The organism is Niabella terrae (genome assembly GCF_054783135.1).
Genome location: NZ_BAAGRD010000001.1, coordinates 513923 through 538643, shown reverse-complemented (window position 1 = coordinate 538643; position 24721 = coordinate 513923). Strand labels below are relative to the sequence as shown.

Annotated in this window: 22 protein-coding genes; 11 read left to right on the top strand and 11 right to left on the bottom strand. The window is 49.5% G+C overall.

Annotated features, from left to right (window positions below):
* Window positions 1-41 precede the first annotated feature (41 nt).
* From ACYVI9_RS02405 to ACYVI9_RS02375, 7 genes are all read left to right on the top strand, one after another.
* Entirely contained in the window at window positions 42-2225 is a 2184-nt protein-coding gene (locus ACYVI9_RS02405; RefSeq protein ID WP_460760159.1) for a S9 family peptidase, read from the top strand.
* 172 nt (window positions 2226-2397) lie between these two features.
* The gene (locus tag ACYVI9_RS02400) at window positions 2398-3333 is read left to right on the top strand and encodes a ring-cleaving dioxygenase (RefSeq protein ID WP_460760156.1); all 936 of its coding nucleotides are present in this window, start codon (window positions 2398-2400) and stop codon (window positions 3331-3333) included.
* A 17-nt stretch (window positions 3334-3350) separates the two neighbouring features.
* Window positions 3351-3644: a GNAT family N-acetyltransferase gene (locus ACYVI9_RS02395; RefSeq protein WP_460760153.1), complete on the top strand. Its 294-nt coding sequence runs from the start codon at window positions 3351-3353 to the stop codon at window positions 3642-3644.
* 75 nt (window positions 3645-3719) lie between these two features.
* Window positions 3720-4679: a VOC family protein gene (locus ACYVI9_RS02390; RefSeq protein ID WP_460760150.1), complete on the top strand. Its 960-nt coding sequence runs from the start codon at window positions 3720-3722 to the stop codon at window positions 4677-4679.
* Window positions 4679-5293: an alpha/beta hydrolase gene (locus ACYVI9_RS02385; protein WP_460760147.1), complete on the top strand. Its 615-nt coding sequence runs from the start codon at window positions 4679-4681 to the stop codon at window positions 5291-5293. Before ACYVI9_RS02390 ends, ACYVI9_RS02385 begins: the two co-directional genes overlap by 1 nt.
* Before the next feature lie 2 nt (window positions 5294-5295).
* Window positions 5296-5643 (top strand): cupin domain-containing protein, encoded by a 348-nt coding sequence (locus ACYVI9_RS02380; RefSeq protein WP_460760144.1) that lies wholly within the window; start codon window positions 5296-5298, stop codon window positions 5641-5643.
* A 149-nt stretch (window positions 5644-5792) separates the two neighbouring features.
* The gene (locus ACYVI9_RS02375; RefSeq protein WP_460760142.1) at window positions 5793-6542 is read left to right on the top strand and encodes an outer membrane beta-barrel protein; all 750 of its coding nucleotides are present in this window, start codon (window positions 5793-5795) and stop codon (window positions 6540-6542) included.
* A gap of 18 nt (window positions 6543-6560) precedes the next feature.
* On the opposite strand, the gene ACYVI9_RS02370 is transcribed toward ACYVI9_RS02375, so the two are convergent.
* Complete coding sequence (locus ACYVI9_RS02370; protein ID WP_460760139.1) at window positions 6561-6815, bottom strand: hypothetical protein; 255 nt, start codon at window positions 6813-6815, stop codon at window positions 6561-6563.
* A gap of 108 nt (window positions 6816-6923) precedes the next feature.
* Here ACYVI9_RS02370 and ACYVI9_RS02365 point away from each other — a divergent pair, with 108 nt between their 5' ends.
* Window positions 6924-8042, top strand: coding sequence for a glycosyltransferase (locus tag ACYVI9_RS02365; RefSeq protein ID WP_460760136.1), 1119 nt, complete (start codon window positions 6924-6926; stop codon window positions 8040-8042).
* 10 nt (window positions 8043-8052) lie between these two features.
* Here the strand turns inward: ACYVI9_RS02365 and ACYVI9_RS02360 are convergent, their stop codons facing one another.
* A complete protein-coding gene (locus tag ACYVI9_RS02360; RefSeq protein ID WP_460760133.1) occupies window positions 8053-8982 on the bottom strand; it encodes a DUF3078 domain-containing protein in 930 nt (309 codons plus the stop codon).
* Between the two features lie 642 nt (window positions 8983-9624).
* Here ACYVI9_RS02360 and ACYVI9_RS02355 point away from each other — a divergent pair.
* The gene (locus ACYVI9_RS02355; RefSeq protein WP_460760130.1) at window positions 9625-10089 is read left to right on the top strand and encodes an Lrp/AsnC ligand binding domain-containing protein; all 465 of its coding nucleotides are present in this window, start codon (window positions 9625-9627) and stop codon (window positions 10087-10089) included.
* Between the two features lie 106 nt (window positions 10090-10195).
* Here the strand turns inward: ACYVI9_RS02355 and ACYVI9_RS02350 are convergent, their stop codons facing one another.
* Genes ACYVI9_RS02350 through ACYVI9_RS02325 form a run of 6 tightly spaced genes read right to left on the bottom strand, consistent with a single transcriptional unit; the run spans window position 10196 to window position 14304 of the window.
* Window positions 10196-12106, bottom strand: coding sequence for a TonB-dependent receptor plug domain-containing protein (locus ACYVI9_RS02350; RefSeq protein WP_460760127.1), 1911 nt, complete (start codon window positions 12104-12106; stop codon window positions 10196-10198).
* 9 nt (window positions 12107-12115) lie between these two features.
* Entirely contained in the window at window positions 12116-12523 is a 408-nt protein-coding gene (locus ACYVI9_RS02345) for a hypothetical protein (protein WP_460760124.1), read from the bottom strand.
* 16 nt (window positions 12524-12539) lie between these two features.
* Window positions 12540-12926 carry an MGMT family protein gene (locus ACYVI9_RS02340; RefSeq protein WP_460760121.1) on the bottom strand — a complete coding sequence of 129 codons (387 nt, stop codon included), beginning with the start codon at window positions 12924-12926 and terminating at the stop codon, window positions 12540-12542.
* Window positions 12862-13089 carry a DUF5522 domain-containing protein gene (locus ACYVI9_RS02335; protein WP_460760119.1) on the bottom strand — a complete coding sequence of 76 codons (228 nt, stop codon included), beginning with the start codon at window positions 13087-13089 and terminating at the stop codon, window positions 12862-12864. The genes ACYVI9_RS02340 and ACYVI9_RS02335 overlap by 65 nt, the downstream gene beginning before the upstream one ends.
* Entirely contained in the window at window positions 13070-13780 is a 711-nt protein-coding gene (trmB, locus tag ACYVI9_RS02330; protein ID WP_460760116.1) for a tRNA (guanosine(46)-N7)-methyltransferase TrmB, read from the bottom strand. The genes ACYVI9_RS02335 and trmB overlap by 20 nt, the downstream gene beginning before the upstream one ends.
* Window positions 13781-13815: 35 nt before the next feature.
* The gene (locus ACYVI9_RS02325) at window positions 13816-14304 is read right to left on the bottom strand and encodes a SixA phosphatase family protein (RefSeq protein ID WP_460760114.1); all 489 of its coding nucleotides are present in this window, start codon (window positions 14302-14304) and stop codon (window positions 13816-13818) included.
* Window positions 14305-14824: 520 nt separating this feature from the next.
* Here ACYVI9_RS02325 and ACYVI9_RS02320 point away from each other — a divergent pair.
* On the top strand, window positions 14825-18019 hold the full coding sequence (locus ACYVI9_RS02320; protein ID WP_460760111.1) for a SusC/RagA family TonB-linked outer membrane protein: 3195 nt from the start codon (window positions 14825-14827) through the stop codon (window positions 18017-18019).
* Window positions 18020-18121: 102 nt separating this feature from the next.
* Window positions 18122-19837, top strand: coding sequence for a RagB/SusD family nutrient uptake outer membrane protein (locus ACYVI9_RS02315; RefSeq protein ID WP_460760108.1), 1716 nt, complete (start codon window positions 18122-18124; stop codon window positions 19835-19837).
* 94 nt (window positions 19838-19931) lie between these two features.
* On the opposite strand, the gene ACYVI9_RS02310 is transcribed toward ACYVI9_RS02315, so the two are convergent.
* The 3 genes from ACYVI9_RS02310 to gatB all read right to left on the bottom strand — a co-directional run bounded on the left by ACYVI9_RS02310 (window position 19932) and on the right by gatB (window position 24644).
* Window positions 19932-21779 (bottom strand): amidophosphoribosyltransferase, encoded by a 1848-nt coding sequence (locus ACYVI9_RS02310; RefSeq protein WP_460760105.1) that lies wholly within the window; start codon window positions 21777-21779, stop codon window positions 19932-19934.
* A 122-nt stretch (window positions 21780-21901) separates the two neighbouring features.
* Window positions 21902-23077 (bottom strand): redoxin domain-containing protein, encoded by a 1176-nt coding sequence (locus ACYVI9_RS02305; RefSeq protein ID WP_460760103.1) that lies wholly within the window; start codon window positions 23075-23077, stop codon window positions 21902-21904.
* An 85-nt stretch (window positions 23078-23162) separates the two neighbouring features.
* The gene (gene gatB, locus ACYVI9_RS02300) at window positions 23163-24644 is read right to left on the bottom strand and encodes an Asp-tRNA(Asn)/Glu-tRNA(Gln) amidotransferase subunit GatB (RefSeq protein WP_460760100.1); all 1482 of its coding nucleotides are present in this window, start codon (window positions 24642-24644) and stop codon (window positions 23163-23165) included.
* Window positions 24645-24721 lie beyond the last annotated feature (77 nt).

The window sequence follows — 24721 nt, the reverse complement described above, 5'->3', positions numbered from 1 at the left end:
CCGGATGCCTGTAAATTCGTGAAACAACTAAATTACCCTGTATGCTCAGATATTTATATGGCTGGCTGCTGCTGACCCTGCTTACCACGGGGACAATTCAGGCACAACGACTGCAATGGACCCCGGATGGTTCGGGATATTACCGGGTGGAAGCGGGCAGTATTGTGCAGCAGAACCTGGCTACCTCCGACAGCAAAACCCTGTTTGATTCCCAAAAACTGATACCAGAGGGCGCCGGCAAACCGATCACCATTAAACAGTTTTCAGTGGCTGAAGATGCCAGTAAACTGTTGATCTTCACCAATACCCGTAAGGTATGGCGCTATGAAACCCGGGGCGATTACTGGGTGTATGACCGCCAGACGGAACAATTGAAACAACTGGGAAAAACCCTTCCGGAGGCTTCCCTGATGTTTGCCAAACTTTCTCCCGACGGAACCAAGGCCGCCTATGTCAGTCAGTACAATCTCTATGTGGAAGATCTGTCCAGCGGCGAGATCCGGGCCCTGAGCAAGGATGGCGACCGGAAAAATATTTACGGGACTTTTGACTGGGCCTATGAGGAAGAATTCAGCTGTCGTGATGGATTCCGCTGGGCGTCGGATTCCAAACAGATTGCGTTCTGGAAAATAATTACGGGCGATATCAAAGTCTATAATATGGTCAATAACACGGATTCCATTTATCCGAAAATCATCCCGATTGAATACCCCGTGGCCGGAGAAAAGCCCTCTGCCTATAAAATCGGTGTGGTATCGGTGGAAGACGGATCGGTTCGCTGGATGGAGATTGCCGATGATCCCCAATGGGGCAGTTACCTGCCCCGGATGGAATGGGCCGCCAATAACGCGGAGCTGATCCTGCAGCAACTCAACCGGCAGCAGAATGAGAGCCGGCTCCTGTTATGCCAGACCAAAACCGGATCGGTGAAGAATATATATACAGAGCAGGATGCTGCCTGGATCGATATACTGCCTGCCTGGGACCATGATTATGAGAATGGCGGCTGGGACTGGCTGCGGGATGGCAGGGAATTTCTCTGGGCCAGTGAGAAGGATGGCTGGCGGCATTTGTACCGAATTTCGCGGGACGGGAAAAAAGAAACCCTGGTGACCAAGGGCGCCTATGATGTTATGGATATCGCAGCCGTGGATGAAGCCGGAGGCTGGGTGTATTTTCATGCTTCTCCTGAGAATGCCACCCAGCAGTATCTGTATCGTACGGCGCTGAATGGCAAAGGAACCGCCCAGCGGCTGACGCCTGCCGCCCAGCCCGGCAATCACCGGTATCAATTGAGTCCGGATGGCCGCTTTGCCCTGCACAATTTCAGCAACCATTATATCCGGCCGGTTTCCGAGTGGATCAGCCTGCCTGGTCACCAGGGACTGAACGGCAGCCATAAAGTTGGCGATGCCCTGGCAGCAGCGGATTCCGCAGCCTCTCAGGTATCGTTTCTGAAAATTACCACCGAAGAAGGGATAACCATGGACGCCTGGATGGCCCGTCCCCCTGATTTTGATCCGGCTAAAAAATACCCCGTGGTTTTCTATGTTTACACAGAACCGGCGGGACAAACCGTAAAAGATAATCTTTCGGCAGGGCATAATTTTTTATATCCCCAGCTGGTAAACGACGGTTATATCTATGTTTCGGTGGACGGCAGAGGTACGCCGGCACCCAAAGGACGCGATTGGCGCAAATCCATTTACAAGCAGATCGGCCGTTTAAATATTCATGACCAGGCCATGGCTGCCAGACAAATCCTAAAGCTGCCTTATATTGACAGTAGCCGGGTGGCTGTCTGGGGCTGGAGCGGCGGCGGCTCCACTACTCTGAATCTGCTGTTCCAGTATCCCGAGATTTACAAGACCGGAATCGCCATAGCGGCGGTGGGCAATCAGCTTACTTATGATAATATTTACCAGGAGCGGTATTCAGGCGTGCCTTCGATGGATCCGGAACCCTATACCAAGGGTTCACCCCTGACTTATGCCAAAAATCTTCGGGGCAACCTATTGTATATTCATGGTACCGGTGATGACAATGTGCATTATAATAATGCCGAGATGCTGATCAATGAATTGATACGTTATAACAAACAGTTTCAGATGATGAGTTATCCGAACCGAACCCATAGTATTTCTGAAGGCGCAGGTACTTTTGAACACCTGTCCTCCTTGTTTACCAACTACCTGAGGCAGCATTGCCCTCCGGGTGGCAGGTAGTTATTTCAGACCAGCTATTCCAGGCGGACTTTTATGTCCGCCTTTTTGTTAAAATATTTTCCGGCTGCGCCTTAATCCAGATTAATAGAGGAACTTAACGGAGGTTATTGAACCCTGTCAGGGAATAGCGGAACTTTGTACCTGTATCTACGATAAAATTCAATCAACGATTATGGACAAACAAATATTAGGGTTGCATCATATTACCGCCATTGCCGGTAACGCCCGTATAAATTTTGATTTTTATACCAAAGTAATCGGCCTGCGTCTGGTAAAAAAGACCGTGAATTTTGATGATCCGGGCACCTACCATTTTTATTTTGGCGACGAAACGGGTAGTCCGGGCACCCTGCTGACCTTCTTCCCATGGGAGGGTATCGGCCCGGGACGTAATGGTCCGGGCATGGCCACTGAAATTGCCTGGTCCGTACCCGCCGCCAGCCTTAATTTCTGGGAAAAAAGACTGGGGCAGGCCGGGGTTATTTCCGAGCCGCCGACGCAGCGTTTTGGTGATGCTGTCCTGCGGTTTACAGATCCGGACGGACTCCGGCTGGCCCTGGTGGAAGCGCCTGCTTCCGATACCCGGCAGGGCTGGACTGGCGGCGGTGTGGAAGCAGCATATGCCATCAAAGGATTTCAGGGAACGACTTTGACGCTCCGTGAACCGGGACCTACCGCAAAAATTCTTACCGATATCCTGGGATACCATGCCAGTGCTACGGAGCAGGGTAGATCCCGTTTCATAACAGATGCGGTAGCTACTGCTGCAGTAATCGATATCCTGACGGATCCTGATGCGCCGGTAGGGCATAATGCCGCCGGTACCAACCACCATATTGCTTTTCGGGTAGCGGATGATGCCAGCCAGCTTTATTACCGTGAAAAAATCCTGGCCGCCGGCATGCAGATAACCCCTCAAATTGATCGGGATTATTTTCATTCTCTGTATTTTAGAGAGCCAGGCGGGGTCCTTTTTGAAATCGCTACCGATACACCGGGTTTTACCGTGGATGAACCGCTGGCAGAACTGGGTCAGCATTTAAAATTACCCCAGCAATATGAAGCGGCCCGCGCACAGATCGAAAGTCTGTTGCCGGCATTGCAGTAAGAACAAATTTTAAAGACATGGAAATTAAACTGGAACTTGATGAAAAAGGCAGCGGTGCTTTTAATCTGTATGAATCCGGTGAAAAGCTGGGTGAGCTGGTCGTTGACATCAAAGAAGGGCTCATTACTGCCCACCATACCGAAGTGCAGCCGGCGGCGGAAGGCCGGGGTTATGGCCGTCAGCTTCTGGAAGCAATGGCCCGCCATGCACGCGGCCAAAATTTAAAAATCAAACCGCTCTGTCCCTATGTTCTCCTGCAATTTAAAAGGCATCCGGAGCAATACGCAGATCTCTGGCAGCGTAGTGATTAATGTGAACTACCCAATGGCGAAAGTCCAATATGCTTCATGCTTCATTACGGCACGGTTTATAAAAAATCAGCAATTATGAATGATACCAACCTCATCACCGGTCTGCACCATGTGACAGCCATCAGTTCAGGCGCCACGACCAACCTGGAATTTTATGCCGGCCTGTTGGGCCTGCGCCTGGTAAAAAAGACGGTTAATTTTGATGCACCTTCCGTCTATCATTTCTATTATGGTAATGATATCGGTGCGGCGGGCAGCATCCTGACCTTTTTTCCCTATGAAGGCCTGCGCGGCGGAAGACAGGGAAAAGGCATGTTGAATACAACTGCTTTCTCCGTACCGCTCGCTGCATTGGATTACTGGCTGGAACGTTTGAAAAAATTCAAGGTAGCGCATAAGCACCCACAGGAACGTTTTAAAGGTGAAGCTGTAGTTTACTTCGAAGACCCCGACGGTCTGGGGCTGGAACTGGTTTTTAATGAGAAAGACCAACGTGCGGGCATCACGGCGGGACCCGTACCCGCAGCATTCGCGATTAAGGGGATTTACAATGTGGAAATATGGCTGGAGGGTTTTGAGCGGACGGCGGCGCTGTTGACCAGTACAATGGACCACCAGCTTATTGGAGAAAAATCCAACCGGTTCCGGTATGCGGTCCGTGATATTCCGGGCCATTATGTGGACCTGATCTGCATGCCCGATAGCCTGAAGGGACTGGCCGGAAGTGGCACGGTGCATCATCTCGCGTATGCCACCCGGGACCGGGAAAGCCTGCAGCAGGTCCGGGAGAAGCTCATAACGCAGGGCCATAATCTGACGCCGGTTATGGACCGCAAATATTTTGAGTCGGTTTATTTTCGGGAACCCGGAGGTGTATTGTTCGAACTGGCCACAGCAACACCGGGCTTCGATCTGGACGAATCGGCTTCAGCGCTCGGCAGCAGTCTGATGCTGCCCGGCTGGATGGAGCCGGACCGGGAGGCGTTGGAAAAAGCATTGCCGCCGTTGACGCCCAATCTAAAAAATTTTAAATAATGCATAGTAAGCAAATTCTGGAAGCCGGGAATACCGCGGGTGCCGCAAAAGCCCTGATCCTCTTACACGGCAGGGGCGGGGAAGCCGGTGATATCCTGTCGCTGGCCACACATTTGCAGGTGGATGATTTTTTATTGCTGGCGCCCCAGGCGACGGGCAATAGTTGGTATCCCCTGTCCTTTATGGCGCCCGTGACTGCCAACCAGCCCTGGCTGGACAGCGCACTCGACCTGGTGGATCAGACCGTCGGACTGACCCGGCAACGCGGCATTCCGGAAGAAAATCTTTATTTTCTGGGTTTTTCCCAGGGTGCCTGCCTGGCCCTCGAATATCTGGCCCGTCATGCGCGTCGATATGGGGGTGCGGTGGCTTTTACCGGCGGATTGATCGGAGAAAATCTGGACCGGAAAAATTACCGGGGCGATTTTCAGCAGACCCCGGTCTTGATTGCTACCAGTGATCCGGACGCACATGTACCGGTCACCAGGGTTTATGCCAGCAGTAATATCTTTCGGGAGCTGGGCGCGGCATTGACCGAGAAAGTCTATCCAGGAATGGGGCATACCATTACCGAAGAAGAAATTCGGCTGGCCAATCAATTAATTTTTAAATAATCATGCATATTACCAGAATATACAGTGATGAAAACGGAGATTCCCGGTTTGAGGACTTAGAAATATCGTTGAAGGACCAAGGTGCTATTGGCCTGCTTTCAACGCCCCTGCCGGTGCATTCCATGGTCCTGCGGGAAGTTGCCGCAGATTATGACTATGATTTTCACAACGCGCCCCAGCGACAGTATATCCTGCTGATGGATGGCAGCATAGAAATCGAAACCTCACTGGGGGAAAAGCGTATTTTTAAGGGCGGCGACATCATTTTGGCTGAAGACACCACCGGCAAAGGGCATCGTTCCCGCAACCTCACCCGCAGTAAAAGAAAATCGGTTTTTATCACCTTGTAGTCCAACAGCTGAAATGCTGCCGCGTCCGGGCTTATCGCGGTTTGAATGCGAATGAAAAGCCAATAACCTTCTTAATTTTAGCCATAAGCCCACTCATTAACCTAATTTTAACCGAAATAAAAATATATTTGCGCCAATCTGAATTTATTATGAATAAAATTTTACTCGCTGCTTTTGCATTATTGGTTTGTGGTACCGGTTTCGCTCAGATCGATACACTTCCGGGTAATCAGGAACTGGTAGTCAGTGAGGCACCAAAAAAGCCCAAAAAGAAATATAATTTAACCAACAGAGCAAATGATCATTTTCTGTTGCAGCTGGGCTATACCAATTGGCTGAATACACCCGACAGCATCAATACCAAAGGATTTTCCCGTAGTATCAATGCCTATTTTATGTTTGATTTCCCCTTCAAGACTTCACCGCAGTTAAGCGCTGCAGCGGGGCTGGGCGTGGGTTCTGATCACGTTTACCTGGATGGCAATTTCGCCGATGTGAAAGGGGCTACCAATACCTTACGTTTCAACGATACCGCCAGTATTTCCCTGAAAAAAACCAAACTGGTGACCAGTTATCTGGAATTGCCCGTGGAACTGCGTTTTGTCGCGGATCCCGAGCATAGTGATAAAAGCTTTAAAATGGCCGTAGGGGTAAAAGTAGGCACGATGATCAAGGCGGGAACACGCAGCCGGATTACGGAATCCGGAACCCAGTCTAATTACTTGTTGAAAGAAGCCAGCAAAAATTATTTCAATACCACCCGGATTGTGGGTACGGCCCGCATTGGTGTGGGACATTTTACGCTTTTTGGTACCTATCAGTTTACCAATCTGTTAAAGACCGGTGTAGGGCCTGAACTCAAACCCTTTACATTGGGCCTGAGCCTGGGAGGGCTGTAAAAGTCGCGGAAATCCAGATTAATTTTTGTTGAGCAGAAAGCGGAAGGGCTTCAGTTGCTCCTTGCTCACTGCCTGCAGAATTTTTTGGCGGTTGGCAGTAATCCGGTTGCGGTTCACCAGTTCATGCGCCTGGCAAAAGCCATCGGTATTATCCACCTGAGCGATGACTTCATGCAGATATTCCAGATGCATGTCAATATCATCCTGTGCTACCGAAGCATCATTGATTACGAGTATAATATCTCTGCGATACCTGTTCATTGGAAAAGACACAGTCCGGGTTTGCGAATAATTGTAAATTTACCTAATTTAAAAATTATTTAATTCAAGAACCGCCTGTTTGGTATAATTTTTAACCAGAAAATTGATTCCAGGCATATTATGGACAGAAAACCTAGAGTGCTTGTAGCGCCCCTGGACTGGGGACTCGGTCATACGACCCGCTGTATTCCTGTTGTAAATGAATTAATTGCGCAAGGCGCCGACATACTGCTCGCCGGTAATGAAATCCAGAAAAAGATATTGTGCCCTATATTCCCTCAAGCAGAATTTTTAACATTAGCGGGGTATAATATTCGTTACAGCCATAGCAGAAAAGGATTTATTCCCAGGATGCTGGCGCAATTGCCACGGATCGCCCACAGCATAAGACGGGAACACCGCTGGTTGGAGCAGATCATCAGGGAATATCAGCCGGACGCGGTGATCAGTGATAATCGGTACGGTCTCTACCATTCCCGGATCCCCACCGTAATTTTAACCCACCAGCTGGAGATTCAGGTTCCCGGCGGACGCTGGCTGAAGCGGCTGGTGCAGCGGATGAATTTCCGCCTGTTAGGGAAGTTTTCCCAGTGTTGGATCCCTGATTTTGAAGGCCCGTTGCAACTGGGTGGTGTGCTTTCACACCCCGCTGTATTCCCTAAAATCCCCTGTTTATATATTGGGTCCCTTTCCCGGCTGCAGCCGGGAAGGCAGCCCCGGAAACCAGGCCATCTTTTAGTGATTATTTCGGGACCGGAACCGCAGCGCAGTCATCTGGAAAGTTTAATCTTCCGGCAACTGACCACACATACCGGGACGGCTACGGTGGTACTGGGTCGTCCCGGCGCCCGCGTCCGGCAGCCTCCGGGTCCCATAGAAGTATTTGACCATTTATCGCCGGCGGATATGACCGCAGAAATCAACCGGGCAAGCTATATCATTTGCCGCAGTGGCTATTCGTCGGTTATGGATGTCAATGCTGTGCAGGCCCGATCCATCATGGTTCCTACACCCGGTCAGTCAGAGCAGGAATATCTGGCGGCCTACCTGAGCCGGCAGGGATTTACCCTGGCTACGGAGCAGGAGGATTTCGATCTGGGAACAATGCTGGCCAGGGCGGCCACAGGCCCTTATCGGGGATTTATCCCGCCGCAGCCGGAATTATTGCAACAGGCGGTCAGGGGATTACTGGACGCTATAAAAAAAGCAGGCCCGGGGCCTGCTGCAAATATTCCTTAAAATGCGGTGCTCAGAACTTGACCATAAAACCCAGTCCCAGCATGGATTTGAGCTGCGTTCGCGGCGCATCGCCGTTCGGTCCGAACAGCCGCACATCATCGTCATAGATCAGGTCCAGATTATACGTAAGCGACAAGACTTTACTCAGCTTAAGACTTAGCATATTGGTCCAGTACAAATCGATATTTTGGGGATTTTGCAGATAATTGCTGAACAAATCCAGCCGGCTTTTGAAGCTCAGGGTTTTGTTCACTTCTTTCATGTAATTCAGGGAAGCAAAGGCGCCGAATTCTGTTTTTACATGACTGCCGGTATCCACCCCGTAAGCGCCCTGGGAAGACAGCAGGTCGCTGGTGACAATGGTCCACCGGACGGTGGCCGGCGACAGAAAAGCTGAAAAATCTTTGTTCGGTTTCCATTCAATGCCCGGGCTGAGCAATACATAGGCCGGCGCGAGGAAGTTGGAGGCGAACTCCCGATTCCCGTCCCCATCGTAGATATAACCCTTAAACATCTGTGAACGAAAGTTGAACAGGGCGCCAATATTTAATTTTTCTGAAAGCGCATATCCGTATTTGGATACCAGATCGATCCGATCGTCGTTTTTGCGGGTACCCAGCGTGGAGGTATTGATATATCCTAGATTCAGATCGAGGGTATTGTCCCAACTATGTTTTCCTTTTTTATAAAATGCATAGGTACTCAGGTTGGAATTGATCGCCAGGGAAAATTTATCGCCACCCGCGGCCCAGTTACTTAACGATCCCTGGGCAGCATTTACATTAAAAAAACCGCCTGTTTTCCAGGTTTTGGACGTGGTGTCTGCGGGGTCTTTTGTAATGGTTCTTTCGGCATCTTTTTTTAGTGCAGTAACCACTTCATCCTGGGCCCAGCCGCTCAGGCAATAAAAAATTCCGACAATAAAAAGTAATTTTTTCATATTCGTATAGGTTTTAGGGGCAAAAATAAGGCTCTCTGTATCAATGTCTCCAAAATAATTCTATATTTGAAGGAGGTGGAGCGGCAAGGAAAAAGCAGCCAACTAACGGAAAATGCAGGGACCTGAAACTGCGGCGGACATCAAAGAAAACTATACTGTAAAGTGTAGTTAGCTGTCTGGAAACGAACGGGATGTTACCTGAAATCATGTGGGAATGACTCCAGGCCTCAGAGCGGTGTGGTGCCGGTCGGTTCTGCTGTTGCGGCAGCTTAACAAAAAAACCTCCGCAGAACGGAGGTTTCAGTAAGCTGTAGGGGGAGGGCTCGAACCTCCACGAGGCAGTTAGCATCAACACAAAGTTAGTGGTCAACCCTGGTCGGCCTGACGGTCGGCTCTATGTTGTGTTTATCCCGGATTCCTCACCCTCGAGACAAGAGGGCATGTCTGCCAAAAATTTCATCACCCCACAATATTTAAGAACTCAGGCCTGCTGTTTTAACTTTTCGCTGCCGGCCTTGTTAAAACAAAAGTAAAACAAATTGCGTAATCATTCCAAATGTTTTAATAAACTTTTTTAAAATATAGAATAAATTCAATAATTTAGTTGTTGAAATTAATTATTTCTAATTCAAACTGCTTACTATGCGTCCTAAATTGAATCTTGACAAACTGGATATGCAGATCATCGAGCATATGATGGAAGATGCCGAAATCTCCTATGCAGATCTGGGTAAAAAACTTTTTGTGTCCGGCGGCACCATCCATGTCCGGATAAAAAAACTCCAGAAAGACGGGGTGGTAAAAGGTACCCGGCTGCACCCCGATCTCAAATTAATGGGTTATGATGTAATTGCCTTTATCGGGATTTTTCTGAAAGAAAGCTCCCTGTATGATACGGTAGCCAAAGAACTGCATAAAATTGACGAAATCGTACGACTCAATTACACCACAGGGAATTACAGCATGTTTGCTGAAATTATCTGCCGTGATATCTCTGAACTCAGAGAAGTACTGCATGAAAAACTCCAGAAAATCAAAGGCATCGAGAGAACCGAAACCTTTATTTCGTTGGATGAAAGTTTTCGCAGAAATGTAAAAATCCTCTAGACAGTTCTGACCAATGTGGTAGCCCTATATCCGGCCGTCAGGTTATACAAAAAAGCGACTGTTTCAGGTGAATCCCAAAACAGTCGCCGGTCCTCACTGGTACCCATCAGAGACGCAGACTTAAGCCTGCCTGTAGCCACCTGCCCGGCATCGGGCTGACACCTTCTTCGGTATAGTACAGGTCGGTGAGATTGGTCGCATCGACAAATAGTTTAAAACGCGTATGTTCCCAGTGTAAATGCGCATCCAGCAGAAAATAATCTGTGTAGGCCAGCCGTTCCATATAACGGGCGCTGACACTTAGCGCCCAGTGGCGTAGAAAGTCAGCACCGATCGTTGCCTGCAGTTGGTGGCGGAGGGTGCTAAGGGCATATTTTGAACTATAGGCGATGCTTGTTTTCGGGTCCCTGATGCGGGGTTTCAGATAGGTATAGCCTAAACTCAGCAGGATGTTGTTCAGGTCCGCTGTTTCATTACGGGGGCTGCGGTAGTCAGCATTCAGACTGAACCCCTGCACATCCACCGTTCTGAAATTCTGGGCCCTGGCCTTGGTGGTATCTCCTGCGCTGGGGTACAGACTGCTGTCTGCTGATTTAATATAATCAATAAAGTGATCGACACGCCGGAAAAAATAGGAGGCAGTCGCATGGAACCGGGTAGTCGTAAATTTAAGACCCGTTTCTATATACCGGGACTGTTCGGGCTCCAGTCCGGGATTCCCGAGATTGGCACGGTCGCTGTAATAGAGATCTGTAAAAGTGGGGATCCGCTGGGCAGTACCGGCATTGGCATATAGCTTTAGTTTGGGAGTAATCCGATAGCCTGCATCAATGCCCGGGAAAAACTGCCAGCCGTAGTCTGAATTGTAATTGAGGTACCCGCCTGCGGTAAACAGCCACTTGTTGAAACTGGTTTTGTATTCTGCAGAAAGGCCGTAATTGTTTCGTTGATGATCACCAAGATTGGTGCTGGCGATTCGTTCCTGCCGGGCCTCGATACCAATGCCGATATCGCCGGCGCTGGTTTGAATGCTGTTATTGATCTCTGCAGACAGGATATGATTCTTATGCAGGTTGCGGTAACTGTACTGGGGAATCTGGTACTCATCCTGCCGGAAACTGTAACTGACACGGGGGCGCATAATCCACTGGGGGCTCAATTGGGCCTGGTAACTTACAGCAGATAGAAAATTCCGGGTAATTTCAAAGGATGTACTGTCGGCAGCAGGGCTGTAGAATCCCCTGGCTGCAAAGCGGTTATTGGCATAGCCCGCCATCAGTTCCAACTGATCGGTGCTATTGGTGCGGAACTGTCCCTGATAGAATAATTTTTCATTACGGGATCCGGTATTATACCGGTATCCATTGCTGAGATCATGACTCGCACTCAACAGGTGGCTCGCGGATTTACCCGCCAGGGAACCGGAAAGCCGGACGCCCCAGTTATTATAGAGGTTTGATGAAGTCTCACTTTTTTCAAAACTGCTCCCTCCATAGCCGGTAAGTTTTGCGCCGGTCTTATCGGGTGTTCTGGTAACGATATTGATGGCGCCGGTCAAAGCATTGATGCCATAGACCCGGGCGGCGGATCCGCGTAAGATTTCAATATGATCAATCAGGTCCAATGTCAGCGGCAGGTTCATCATATTGTGACCGGTCTGTGGATCGGTGACCCTTAGTCCATTCACCAACACCAGGGTTTGATCAAAAGTGCCCCCATCAATACTGACGTCGGCCTGTGTGCCCCAGGCTCCTCGTTGACGGAGGTCTACTCCGGAGACATAAGCCAGTAATTCTGTGACCGAGTGAACCGGGAGCGCAGCAATTTTCTGCTGGTCCAGGATCTGTATATTCCGGTTTTGCTGCAGGGCTGAACTGCGGAGCCGGTTCTCCCGGACTGTGACTGTTTCCAGCATGTTCTGATCACCGATGCTGTCCGCCGGCTGTTGCTGGGCCTGGGTGACATATCCTAGTGTCAATTGCATCACTGCGATCATCGTAATAGTTCCTTTCTTCATTTTTTTGGTTTATCTGCTTAATTGAATTAATAAAAAAAATGGCCGGATACTTTTGTATCCAGCCATAAAAATTTTATATGTAGGCCACAGAATGGCAGCTTCTCCGTCAGTTGACGCAGGACCATCCTTGACATAAAGTTTAGAGGAATGCAGGGCGACAATTCCCAATCCGGCAGCCGGAAGGCAGCCGGGTTCCGGCGGATCTTCTGTTGCGGCAGTAGCTGCAGTATCCTCCGTCCCCCAAATTGGCGCACAGCCTGGTTGCAGCACCGTTTGCTTGCCCAGCAATACATCGGTAACTACCGCTTTCAACTGACCAATGGTCACATGCCGGCCAATGCTATTGAAGGCCGCCCAGGCTTTTCGTTTCCAGTGGCGGAAACGAAAAGATGAATTTCTATGTACCTGCTGTAACATGAGAACGGCCGCGAAATTACAGTTCTTCCATTGGATTCCAGAAATGAATTTTGAAATCAGCCACCTTATCATTTTTAATGGTCAGACCTTCCTTTTCCAGTAGTTGCTGCATCCGTTCAGGCGGATTAAATGCATGTTTGCCCGAAAGCAGTCCGGCGCTGTTGACGACGCGGTGGGCAGGAACCCCGGGGCGGACGGTACTGCTGTTGCTCATGGCCCATCCTACCAGTCGTGCAGATTTGCCGGTTCCGATACAACGGGCAATGGCACCGTAGGAAGTCACCCGTCCTTTTGGAATCTGACGGGCAATGGCATATACCTGTTCAAAAAAACTCAGGTCAGGTTGTCCCGAAGGTTTCAGGCTCTTCAGGCGACTGTTTTTGCTGTTGTTGTTTCCGCTCATGAATGATTTCTGATCTTTTGGGTTCTGGAACATTTTCGTAATCATAAGGGCAATGCAGACAGCCATTGCTGCAACAATAACCACGTAAGAGATGATATTTTTCAGTCAGGACGACTTTACCTTCCTGATTCAGATAATAATGTTCACCCTCTACCCAGTTCATAATGGATGGCTTCTTTTAGCTGCTCGTCCCGCGCCGGACCCTCCAATTGCGTCGGGAGTGTAAAACGCAGATAATGAATGCGCTGACTTTTTGCAATATCCAGTGCCTCATAATGGGTTTTTATTTCCAGGGCGGGATCCGGTTGGGGCAGGTTATAGACATCATCGGTAGCCTGAAGTAATTCACAACCATACATATCCAGCACCAAACGGGTGAACCGGTACAGATCGGGGCTGTCGGTTTTCAGGTGAATGGGTCCTCCGGTCTTCAGTATTTTCTGGTACAATCGCAAAAACCGGGGATGGGTCAGCCTTTTCTTGGCTTTGGAATACCGCAACTGCGGATCGGGGAAAGTGATCCATATTTCTGCGACTTCTCCTGCGGCAAAGTACTGATCCAGTTGTTCAATCTGCGCCCGCAGGAAAGCGACATTGTTCCATTGATGCTGCAGGGCCTTTTTTGCACCCACCCACAGGCGGTTGCCTTTAATGTCTACTCCGATAAAATTTTTATCCGGGTATAGTTGCGATAAGCCCAAGGCATATTCTCCCTTGCCACAGGCCAGTTCGAGGACCAGCGGATGCTGATTGGAAAAATGTTCCTGCCAGTTACCCGCCATATTTTCCGGATGCTGTAATACATTGGGAAAGGTTTCCAGTTCAGCAAAACGGATGAGTTTCTTTTGTCCCATTATTTTTCTTTAATGCGGTGCCGGCCGCTTTGCTTTTAGTCCAGTTCTTTGGGGCTGATCACTTCAACGAGTTTTTTCTGCGCTTCTTCAAAATCCTGCCAGTTCTCGGTTTCAGCCTGGATGATGGCAACGCCACAGGTAGGCAGGGCTTCGATGGTGGAACCAGTGACATCATTGGTAAAATTCGTGACACCTGGATTGTGTCCGACGATGGCCAGTACAGGGACATTTTCCTGCAGCCAGTTCACTGCTTCCGTAATCTGCAGGGTATCGCCCAGGTACAGGTTGTCGAAATATTTAATATCCTTTTCGCCGATATCCAGCACCTCTGCAAAGATGGCGGTGGTTTCTTTGGTACGCAGTGCAGGGCTCGAGAAAATTTTATTGATCTGATAGCCTGCGGCCTTTAGATGTTCTGCCATTTTCAAGGCATTTTTATGACCCTGTGGGGTCAATTTGCGCTGACTGTCCGGACCAAAACTTTGCACTGCCTTGGCGTGGCGGATTATAATTAATGTCTTCATCGGCCTCAAAAATAAATGAAGTTTCGGAAATGCAAACCAGCCAACTTTAATTGCTGAAGCCGGAGGCCTATTCCCGATTTCCGCGTTCCCGCTCCTGGCTCCTTTTGAGAAAAGGAGAAACGCAGATACATTTGCTAAATGACTGATTTACAAAAATTTTTTTTGGGGAAGCAAAAAAAAGAAATAGTTTTTCAGGAATTAATAAAATAAAGTACTAGGTTTGGATAGGTGCTCTGAACGAGAATGTAAGAAAAGCTTGTCATATAAAAGAGATAAAAATTGTCTTTGGAAAAAACCATTTTGCTTTGTTTGTTTACATGAATCCTTATCGTCTGCATATGCTCGCGTTTCTGAACGCAGGGTCTAGCTAATTGATCGATTGCGCCCGTTGCTGTGGCCGCCCCGGAACCCGTGTGCCTGAGATTGCGTATTTATTGCTCATCATAAACAAAAAACACGTCGTATGAAAAAAACAGGCTCGCTAGGCAGTTTGCTTTGCCTAATTTTTATTTTGTGTACGTTGCACACAAAGGCCCAAACCAAGACCATTACGGGAAAAGTGACCGACGGTAATGATAATCCGCTGGCGAATGTTTCGGTAGTGATACGGGGCGGTTCGACCGGTGTCACCACCGATGTCGATGGTCAGTATTCCATCTCGGCCAAAAACGGAGATGTGATTGAATTTACCAGTGTGGGTTACCAGCCAGCCACCATCACTGTCGCCGATGGCGGCAGCACAAATGTGGTCTTGGTCTCACAGGCAGAAAGCCTGACCGATGTCGTGGTCATCGGCTATGGTACTGCCCGAAAAAAGGACCTGACGGGGTCGGTAGCAGTAGTCGACATGAAGGATCTCAAGAAGCAGCCGGCTGCCAGCCCCATCGAAGCTTTGCAGGGGAAAGCCACGGGGGTCCAGATTATCAATGACGGTGCGCCCGGCGCAACGCCCCAGATACGTATCAGAGGTTTCAGTACGATCAATAACAACGACCCGCTTTATATCATTGACGGTATGCCTTATGAGGGGAAATTGAGTTGGTTGAATGCCAATGACATAGAAAGTATGCAGGTGCTCAAAGACGCATCGGCGGCTTCTATTTACGGAGCAAGGGCCAATAACGGCGTTGTGATTATCACCACCAAAAAAGGTGTGAAAGGCGCTCCCCGGGTATCGCTGGATATGTATTATGGCATCCAGAGTCCCAATCGTTCCAGATTTCCTGAATTCTTAACGCCGATGCAGTATGGCGAATATGTTTACAAGCGGTTCAAGAATGCCGGTGAGACCCCGGGTCAGGCCGCCAATACAGGCGCCAACTATGGGACCGACCCGGATCATCCCAGCCTGCCGGAATACCTGGTAGCAGGCAGCGTGTTTGGTCAGAATATCACCGCGGCTGACGCCGATCCGGCCAAATACAATTATGTGATGGATCAGGCAAAATATTATCAGATTACCCGCGCCAATCAGGCAGGGACCAATTGGTTTGAAGAGATCACCCGGAATGCCCCCATGCAGAATTATCAGATCAGTGTATTGGGTGGTGGCGAAAACTCCAATTATGCCCTGAGTGGTGGTTATTTCAAACAGGAGGGTACTTTTAAATATACCGGTTTTGAAAGGTATACCATTCGTAGTAATACCAGTTTTAAATTCCTGAACGACAAAGTGACGATCGGAGAGAATATGCAGTATTCCTATACCAAGGGAAATGGCTTTGGCGTCAATGTCAATACGGCGGGTAGCTATCAGGGAGAAGGCTCGCCCATCGGTTGGGCCTACCGGATACAGACCATTGTGCCGGTATATGATATCATGGGCAATTTTGCCGGTACCCGGGGCGATAAACTGGGCAATGCCGATAACCCACTGGCGGTATTGTATCGAGCCAAAGACAATATCAATAACAGCGGCCAGTTCTTTGGTTCTGCCTTTGCCGATATAGAATTTGCCAAAGGCCTGAACTTCCGCAGCACTTATGGGGTACGGTATGAGACCTATAACGGCAAATCCATCGGCTATCCGAATCCGGAGCGCTCAGAGGGTAGTTTTACCACCAATACCCTGAGCGAATACCAGGGCAATAATGCCGAATGGACCTGGTCCAATACCCTGACTTATAAGAACCGCTTCGGCAATGCCCATGACCTCACTTTACTGGCAGGTACCGAAGCCGTGGAATCCAAATGGCACGAACTCAATGGCAGTGGAAATGATTTTTTTATTGCCGGTGACCTGAACTACTATTATTTAAATACAGCTGCAACTACCAGTGCAGGCAGCTCCGGTTCCGAAGGCGCCCTGTTCTCTATATTCGGCAGGGCAGATTATGGCTATATGGACCGGTACCTGGTGTCGGCCACCCTGCGGCGGGATGGCTCTTCCAATTTTGGCCCGGACAACCGCTACGGCCTGTTCCCTGCGGCCAGTGTGGCCTGGAGAATTTCCAACGAAGCCTTTATGCAATCGGCATCCTGGATCAATGATCTGAAGTTCCGGGCCGGCTATGGGGTCACCGGTAATCAGCGGATCCCCAGTTTCCAGTATCTCAGAAGATATGCCTCTTCCCAGAACAATGCTTTCTATCCTATTGCAGGCGGTAATGATCTGGCCAGTGGCTTATGGACCAGTAATTATGACAACCAGGCGGTAAAATGGGAGGAAGCCAAAGCCCTGAATATCGGTCTGGATTTTGCCCTGCTGAATCATAAAATTGATGGTTCAATTGATTGGTTCAACCGCAAAACCAGCGGCGTACTTTATCCTGTACCGCAGCCGGCAGCGGCCGTGGGCATGGGTAGTTCCCCCTTTATTAATTCCGGGGATATTGAGAACAAAGGCATCGAGTTCAATGTCAATTACCACTATACGGCCCCTACCGGTGAAAATCCCTTCCAGTTTGATATTGGTGCGTATATATCCAAGTATACCAATATCATCAACCAACTGGCACCCACCGTTCACGAGCAGCCTTATCTGACCCTTCGGGGGGTGACAACTTCCGTGATGAAGGAAGGCGCACCACTGGGCGCATTCTACGGATATAAAGTAGTAGGTATTTACCAGGATGCCACAGATATTGCCAATAGCCCGTCCTATGCGGATGCAAGGGTCGGCGGCTTTAAGTTTGCAGATATTTCCGGACCGGATGGGGTGCCCGACGGTGTGATCGATGGTACGGACCGGACCGTGATCGGCAACCCACACCCTGACTTTATCTATTCGCTGAGTTTTAATGCCAGCTACAAGCGCTTTGATCTGAGCATGTTCTTCAACGGCTCCCAGGGAAATGATCTGTTTGATCTGACCCGTCAGTACACCGATTTCTATGCTTTTCCGGGAGCGGTAAGCGTTCGCACCCTGGATGCCTGGGATCCCACCAGCAACCCCAACAGTATGATGCCCTCTGCGAGCTCCAAAGCACCTACAATCGAGTATCAGTCTTCCAGCTATTATGTGCAGGATGGTAGTTTCTTCAGGATGCGCAACCTGCAGCTGGGCTATACCTTCCCCGCCGAGAAAATGTTTGGAGGCTATGTTTCCGGATTGCGCGTCTATGGTACAGTGACCAACCTGTTTCTTATTACCAAGTACAGTGGGATGGATCCTGAAGTCAGTCAATATTCTTCCACCTTTACGGCACCTGGTGTGGATATGGGTGTTTACCCTGTTCCCCGTCAGTTCCTGCTGGGTTTAAATATTACTTTCTAGTATCCGAAAATTACCATTAGTACGGTCTTAACCCTGCTGTCACTGCAACCCGGAAACGAAGACAGACGAAGAAAGACCTTTAAAACATAAAAAGATAGTAACATGAAAAGAATATATCAATTTAGCTTAATAGTCCTGGTGATGATGATCGGACTAGCCTGCGGAAAAAGCTTCCTGGATCGAAAACCCCAGGGGCAACTTACCGATGAACAGGTGACGAATACCAAGGCGGTGGAATACCTGCTGATCGGCGCCTATGGCCTGATGAATGGTAACAGAAGCGGTACCTGGGGGAATTATGCTTCCGCCCCCAGCCAGTGGCTTTTTGGTGATGTGGCAGCTGATAATGCGCATAAAGGCAGTGAAGCCGGCGACCAGGCAACCATGCTGGACATTGAAAAGCATTCCGCCATCAGTGTCAATGAACACCTCTCCACCATGTGGAATAATTATTATGAAGGTGTTACCCGTTGTAATACGACCTTAAGGCAATTGAAACTGGTACAGGAATCCGGCACGGCCGATGTATTTACCAGTCAAAGGGCAACTGAAATTGAAGCCGAAGCCCGGATGTTAAGGGGCCATTATTATTTCTATCTCTGGAGGGTCTTTAAAAATATACCCTATATTGACGAGACCGTTAGCACGGCCGATGCTGCCAAAGTGCCGAATAATGTCGATGTCCTGCCGCTGATTCAGGCCGATTTTCAATTTGCGGTCGATAACCTTGAAGAAGATCCGCCACTGGGTGAAGAGGGACGGGTGAACCTGATCGCGGCCAAGGCTTACCTGGGCAAAGTTCTGCTTTATCAAAAGAAATTTACCGAAGCCCTGGTACTGTTCAAGGATGTGATAAGTTCAAGGCCCAGTCTGGAGACCCTGAATTTCCTGGACAATTTTGATGTGAATACGGAGAATGGCCCGGAATCCATTTTTGCCGTCCAGCATGCCATAAATCCTGACGGTGGTGGCGATAACGCGAATGTAGGAGATATGCTGGGGGGACTTTACGGCAGTGCACCTGTCTCCTGTTGCGGATTCTTCAATCCCAGTTTCGACCTGGTCAATTCCTACCGGGTGACGGCGGCGGGTCTCCCGATGTTGGACAATTCCTATCGGACCAATCCCTTTAAATCCGATTTCGGCCTTACCGGAGACGCCAAGAAAAATTATACCGGTATCACGGCACTGGCTTTTGATCCGCGCTTGGATTATACCGTGGGCCGCCGGGGTGTTCCCTATCACGACTGGGGTGCAATGGCGGGAGACGGCTGGATGCGGGATCCTTCCTTTGGCGGTCCTTTTGTGGGCTATAAACACATGATTGATCAGGCAGACTTTGCCGGCAATATCGTGACCGGTACCCCCTCGATTACCGCACTAAATGTCAATATCATCCGGCTCTCAGATGTTTATCTGATGGCGGCGGAATGTGCTGCTGAAAACAATGACCTGGCTTATGCCCTGGCCCGGGTCAATAATGTGCGCAATCGGGCAGCTAAATTGCCCTTCAAGAAAATAGGCGGCAGTAATGCGGCGGCTTATAAGATCAATCCCTATCCGGGTTTTGCCAATAAAGATTATGCATTAAACGCCATTCGTTTTGAGCGAAGGCTGGAACTGGCCCTGGAAGGGCACCGGTTCTTCGACCTGGTGCGTTGGGGGATTGCCAAACAGGCACTGGATGCTTATTCAGTTTTTGAAGGCGGTCTGATCAGCGCTTACAGTGGGCTGAATTTTGAGGAGAAAGATAATTATTTCCCCATTCCACAGGAACAGATCGACCGCAGTGGCGGTGCGCTGACTCAGAACCAGTAACTGGGGTTGCTCCCATAATAGCTAGGGCCCGTCGAAGAATAATTTCGACGGGCCCTTGTATTTAAAAAACGGTAGTGCCGCAGTGAGCCGGAGCTTAATAGCCTCTTTCGTTCTTTCCTTCCATATAATTCATGAAAGCCTGATTAACCACCCGATTGCCGCCGCGGGTGGGGTAATTGCCGGTAAAATACCAGTCTCCCAGGTTATTGGGGCAGGCCCGGTGCAGGTCTTCTATGCTTTGAAAAATCACCTGTACCGGAATCTGCAGATCTTTGGGGGTGATCATTTCGGCAATTTTATTGGAGATTTCAACAGCCGTACTGCTTTTGTAAATCTGTTTAACCAGGTTTTCCTGGTCCAGGCTGCCTTCGGCTTTCCGCTGTTTACACTGATCCCATAAGTCCTGTAACAGTTCCGCCCGACCATGGTCCCTGAGGAGTTCCACAGCGGCATTAAAAGCAATGAAATCACCCATCTTACTCATATCGATACCGTAGCAGTCCGGGTAACGGATTTGCGGTGCTGAAGAAAGGATCAGGATCTTTTTTGGCTTTAGGCGGGCCAGCATCTTAATGATACTTTGCTTCAGTGTGGTTCCCCGTACAATGGAATCATCGATGACGACAATGGTATCAATACCGGGGCGTACCGTGCCGTAAGTGACATCATATACGTGTTGCACCATTTCATTCCGGTTGGCATCTTCTGTAATAAAGGTCCGCATTTTGACGTCCTTGATTGCAATTTTGCCGACCCGGATGCGCCTGTTGATCATTTCTGACAACATTTCCTCGTCATAATCCTTGCCCCAGCCCAGGATCCTTTCCGTCTTGACACGATTCAGGTACATCTGCATACCTTTCTGCAGACCGAGAAAAGCCACTTCGGCAGTATTGGGTATATAGGAGAATATGGTATTTTTTAAATCAAAATCAATGGCATTCAGTACCTGTTCACTCAGGTTATAACCCAGGGCTTTGCGTTCCTTATAAATTTTTTCATCACTGCCGCGGGAAAAATAAATCCTTTCAAAACTGCAGGCTTTTCGCGGCTGTGGCGTTACGACCTGGGAGATTTCATAAGTTCCGTCTGATTGTACAATCAGGGCATGTCCGGGCATCAGTTCCTTCACTTCGTTTTCCCCTACATTGAAAGTCGTACGGATGGCGGCCCGCTCAGATGCGGAAACAATCACTTCGTCATCGATATAATAATAACAGGGCCGGATGCCATGGGGGTCCCGGAAAACAAATCCTACGCCATCACCGGTCAGCCCGCCTACCGTAAAACCACCGTCAAACAGGGGGATAACTTCTTCCAGCAGGTGCTTGATATCCGGTTTGGCAGGGGCGGCTTCATCGGCATCCACCAGGTATTTATGAATCAGTTCCATCATCGCGGCCAGGTCACTCTGGCGTTGAAAGGGACCGGGCTCGATATTCAGTTTCTGAAAAAGTTCTTCGGTATTGACAAGATTAAAATTACCCGCTAAGGCCAGGTTGCGGGTTGTAATTGTATTTCGTTTGATAAAGGGATGGCAAAACGCTTCATTGTTCTTGCCCTGGGTGCCATACCGGAGATGTCCCAGCAGGAGTTCACCCAGGTATTTCACATGACCTTTCATCAAACCGGGATGGTTGGTGACATCCGGATTGTACTGCGCCAGCTCATTGACTTCTTCTGCCACCTGTTGAAACAGGGATGCAATCGCCTGTGGCTGGGCGCTTCTGATCCGGTGCATAAAAGGATGTCCGGGCTCTACATTGAGCTTCACGGCGGCAAAACCCGCACCGTCCTGACCCCGGTTGTGCTGCTTTTCCATTAGGAGGTACAGCTTGTTCAGTCCCCACATAACCGTTCCGTAGGCTTTCAGGTAATGGGAAAAACTTTTCCGAAGTCGAATGAAGGCCAGGCCACATTCATGTTTAATTGGATCGCTCATAGCTATAAAAGAAGGCGCAAAGTTACGGTATTAAATTATTGGAATAAATTAATCTGCCTTAAGAAAAGACCTTCCAAAACCTGCTGCGACGGACGCTTTAGCAATGAACCGCCCCAACCGCCCTATCCGGGAAGCAGCGATGCCAGTTTCGCGGCCAGCTGGCTGCCGTGCAGCCCCTGAGCGATTACTTTGCCTTCAGGGTCCACGAGCACATTGAAGGGAATGCCATCAAAACCATAGAGACCCACCACTACGGAGTCCCAGAACTTCAGATCGCTGACCTGGGTCCAGTTCAGGCCATCAGTTTGTACGGCCTTGGCCCAGCTGTCGCGGGTCTGGTCCAGAGAAACACCTAATATGGTGAAATTGCGGTCTTTAAATTGCTGGTAGGCAGCCACGATATTCGGATTTTCCATGCGACAGGGTTTGCACCAGCTGGCCCAGAAATCCACCAGCACATATTTGCCCCGCAAAGAACTCAGGGCCACTGGTTTGCCATTCAGATCCGGCAGGGTAAAATCCGGTGCCGGCTTGCCCACCAGATTGGCGGCTTCGGCGGCATCCAGCTGTGCTTTCAGGTCCTTTTGCAACTGGGCAATGCCTTTATGCTCGGGATAGCGCTTAACCAGCCGGTCAATGGTGACATCGACTTCGGAATTACTGAAAGGTTCCAGACCCGCATTGGGGTTATTGGCTGAGGATTGGTAATAACCGAGCTCGAACAATGTCAGGGCTGCATTTCCCGAACGGTCCATTTCCGCCAGCGTGAATTGTTTCAGGGAATCCGCCGTTTGCTTATTGGCCTGATACCAGGGGGTAATGGTACTGTCCGGCTGTCCGGCGTTCTGCAGGCTGTCGGCCTTCATCAGGTTGATAAAGATGGACTGCATGTCCTGATTGAACCTGGTAATGAATTTTTTCAGCGACAGGCTCGCTGGAGATCCCTTCACCTCATAATCTTCCAGAAACTGACTGTTGCTTTCATTCATCTTAACCTTAAGCTCCAGATTCGGGACATCATTAATCACTGATGCGGCCGGAAATGAGGACTGATCGACCCGGAGATTATAAATAGCCGGTTCGCCCATGACGGTCTTCACAGTAAAGCGACCCTGGGCATCCAGGGCGGCAGAATCCACGATCACCGGTCGCATCGTGCCTACCGGAACTTCTTCGAGATAAACCAATTTACCCGGGTTGCCGGAAATATTGCCTTTGATCGTAAAATGGCCATCGTCTTTTTGTTGGCAGGCGGCCAGGCTGAGGCTGATCAGGGTAAACAGAAATAGTTGTTTCATATTGGGATTATCTTTTAGGGGATTCGGATGGGATGACATACGGTGTTCCACCCCAACCGGCAGGCCGCCCTGCTGTTCCGTATATTTATTTTAATTTTTGAAGGAGAAGTTCATTTGTCTTTTTCGGATCGGCCTTACCCTGCGTGCGCTTCATCACAGCACCTACAAATAAAGCCAGCAACCCCTTTTTACCTTTTTTATAAGCAACAACTTTGTCTGCCAATTGTTCCAATACGGCATCGATGACCGGTTCCAGCGCTGCGGTATCAGATTGCTGAACCAACTGGTGGGTTTCCGCCAGTGCAGCAGGCTCGGCGCCCGGATCAGCCAACAGGAGACTGAATAGTCGGGTGGAAGCTACTGAAAAGCTTAATTGACCCGATTCTACACAGAGAACCAGACCAGCGATACTTCCCGGCTGTAGCGGAAAATCATCAATGGATGCATGCTGTTCGTTCATCCAGTTTTTAACCGGTCCCAGCATCCAGTTGGCGGCTGCCTTGGCCCGACTGGCTGGAAGCCGGCCCTCCGGCCCTGCAGCGGACAATTTATCAAGAACAGACTCAAAATAGTCGGCGGTCTGCTTTTCTTCTGTAAGTACCTGAGCATCATAGGCCGGAAGTCCGTAATCGTCGCTGTAGCGTTTCATTCTTTCTGCCGGCAGGGCTGGTATACTGCTACGGATGGCTTCGATAAATTCCTCTTTGAGATCGAAGGGGGTGAGATCAGGGTCTGGAAAATACCGGTAATCTTCGGCATCTTCCTTGTCCCGGATAGCGAAAGTGGTACCGGTAGCCGCGTCGAAACTACGGGTCTGCTGCCGGATGGTTTCACCGGATTCCTGCAGTTGAATCAGTCTGTTGGCTTCAAAATCTATGGCCCGTTTCACATTTCGGATGGAGTTCAGGTTCTTGACCTCCACTTTGGTACCCAATACGGTACTGCCTTTTAAGCGTACCGAGATATTGGCATCACATCGCATGCTACCCTCTTCCATATTACCGTCACAGACTTCCAGATAGCGCAGTAGCTTGCGCAGTTCGCTGACATAAGCAAAAGCTTCTTCGCTGGAACGCAGATCAGGTTCAGTGACAATCTCGATCAATGGCGTACCTGCCCGGTTATAGTCAATAGCTGTATTTGCTGCGTTAACATCGTGAAGGCTTTTCCCCGCATCTTCTTCCATATGTATCCGGTTGAGCCGGATATTCTTAATCCCCTCACTGGTCCTGATGTCTACATACCCGTTCTTGCAGATGGGGGTGGTATGCTGGGATATCTGATAGCCCTTCGGCAGATCCGGATAAAAATAATTCTTTCGGGCGAAATAGTTTCTCTTCTCAATATCGCAGTGACAGGCCAACCCCATCTTAATGGCATGACCAATGGCCTTGCGGTTCATTTTGGGCAAGGTGCCTGGATGCGCCAGCGTAATGGGGCTGATATGGGTATTGGGGGCCGCTCCAAAAGCGATGCTGTCGGCGCAGAATAATTTGCTTTCGGTAAGCAGCTGTGCGTGAACTTCCAGCCCGATGACGATTTCGTATGGTTCCGTTTGGGTATTCATGAAAGCTGCAAAAATAAGCCGGTTCAGTCATTAAAACGGAAGGATTTATTCGGCGCCGGCAGTCCGGGGTCTGGCGG

What these genes read in the sequence shown, in the direction of transcription:
- ACYVI9_RS02405 (WP_460760159.1), top strand. Translation starts at nt 42, where the DNA reads ATGCTCAGATATTTATATGGCTGGCTGCTGCTGACCCTGCTTACCACG.
- ACYVI9_RS02400 (WP_460760156.1), top strand. Translation starts at nt 2,398, where the DNA reads ATGGACAAACAAATATTAGGGTTGCATCATATTACCGCCATTGCCGGT.
- ACYVI9_RS02395 (WP_460760153.1), top strand. Translation starts at nt 3,351, where the DNA reads ATGGAAATTAAACTGGAACTTGATGAAAAAGGCAGCGGTGCTTTTAAT.
- ACYVI9_RS02390 (WP_460760150.1), top strand. Translation starts at nt 3,720, where the DNA reads ATGAATGATACCAACCTCATCACCGGTCTGCACCATGTGACAGCCATC.
- ACYVI9_RS02385 (WP_460760147.1), top strand. Translation starts at nt 4,679, where the DNA reads ATGCATAGTAAGCAAATTCTGGAAGCCGGGAATACCGCGGGTGCCGCA.
- ACYVI9_RS02380 (WP_460760144.1), top strand. Translation starts at nt 5,296, where the DNA reads ATGCATATTACCAGAATATACAGTGATGAAAACGGAGATTCCCGGTTT.
- ACYVI9_RS02375 (WP_460760142.1), top strand. Translation starts at nt 5,793, where the DNA reads ATGAATAAAATTTTACTCGCTGCTTTTGCATTATTGGTTTGTGGTACC.
- ACYVI9_RS02365 (WP_460760136.1), top strand. Translation starts at nt 6,924, where the DNA reads ATGGACAGAAAACCTAGAGTGCTTGTAGCGCCCCTGGACTGGGGACTC.
- ACYVI9_RS02360 (WP_460760133.1), bottom strand. Translation starts at nt 8,982, where the DNA reads ATGAAAAAATTACTTTTTATTGTCGGAATTTTTTATTGCCTGAGCGGC.
- ACYVI9_RS02355 (WP_460760130.1), top strand. Translation starts at nt 9,625, where the DNA reads ATGCGTCCTAAATTGAATCTTGACAAACTGGATATGCAGATCATCGAG.
- ACYVI9_RS02350 (WP_460760127.1), bottom strand. Translation starts at nt 12,106, where the DNA reads ATGAAGAAAGGAACTATTACGATGATCGCAGTGATGCAATTGACACTA.
- ACYVI9_RS02345 (WP_460760124.1), bottom strand. Translation starts at nt 12,523, where the DNA reads ATGTTACAGCAGGTACATAGAAATTCATCTTTTCGTTTCCGCCACTGG.
- ACYVI9_RS02340 (WP_460760121.1), bottom strand. Translation starts at nt 12,926, where the DNA reads ATGAGCGGAAACAACAACAGCAAAAACAGTCGCCTGAAGAGCCTGAAA.
- ACYVI9_RS02335 (WP_460760119.1), bottom strand. Translation starts at nt 13,089, where the DNA reads ATGAACTGGGTAGAGGGTGAACATTATTATCTGAATCAGGAAGGTAAA.
- trmB (WP_460760116.1), bottom strand. Translation starts at nt 13,780, where the DNA reads ATGGGACAAAAGAAACTCATCCGTTTTGCTGAACTGGAAACCTTTCCC.
- ACYVI9_RS02325 (WP_460760114.1), bottom strand. Translation starts at nt 14,304, where the DNA reads ATGAAGACATTAATTATAATCCGCCACGCCAAGGCAGTGCAAAGTTTT.
- ACYVI9_RS02315 (WP_460760108.1), top strand. Translation starts at nt 18,122, where the DNA reads ATGAAAAGAATATATCAATTTAGCTTAATAGTCCTGGTGATGATGATC.
- ACYVI9_RS02310 (WP_460760105.1), bottom strand. Translation starts at nt 21,779, where the DNA reads ATGAGCGATCCAATTAAACATGAATGTGGCCTGGCCTTCATTCGACTT.
- ACYVI9_RS02305 (WP_460760103.1), bottom strand. Translation starts at nt 23,077, where the DNA reads ATGAAACAACTATTTCTGTTTACCCTGATCAGCCTCAGCCTGGCCGCC.
- gatB (WP_460760100.1), bottom strand. Translation starts at nt 24,644, where the DNA reads ATGAATACCCAAACGGAACCATACGAAATCGTCATCGGGCTGGAAGTT.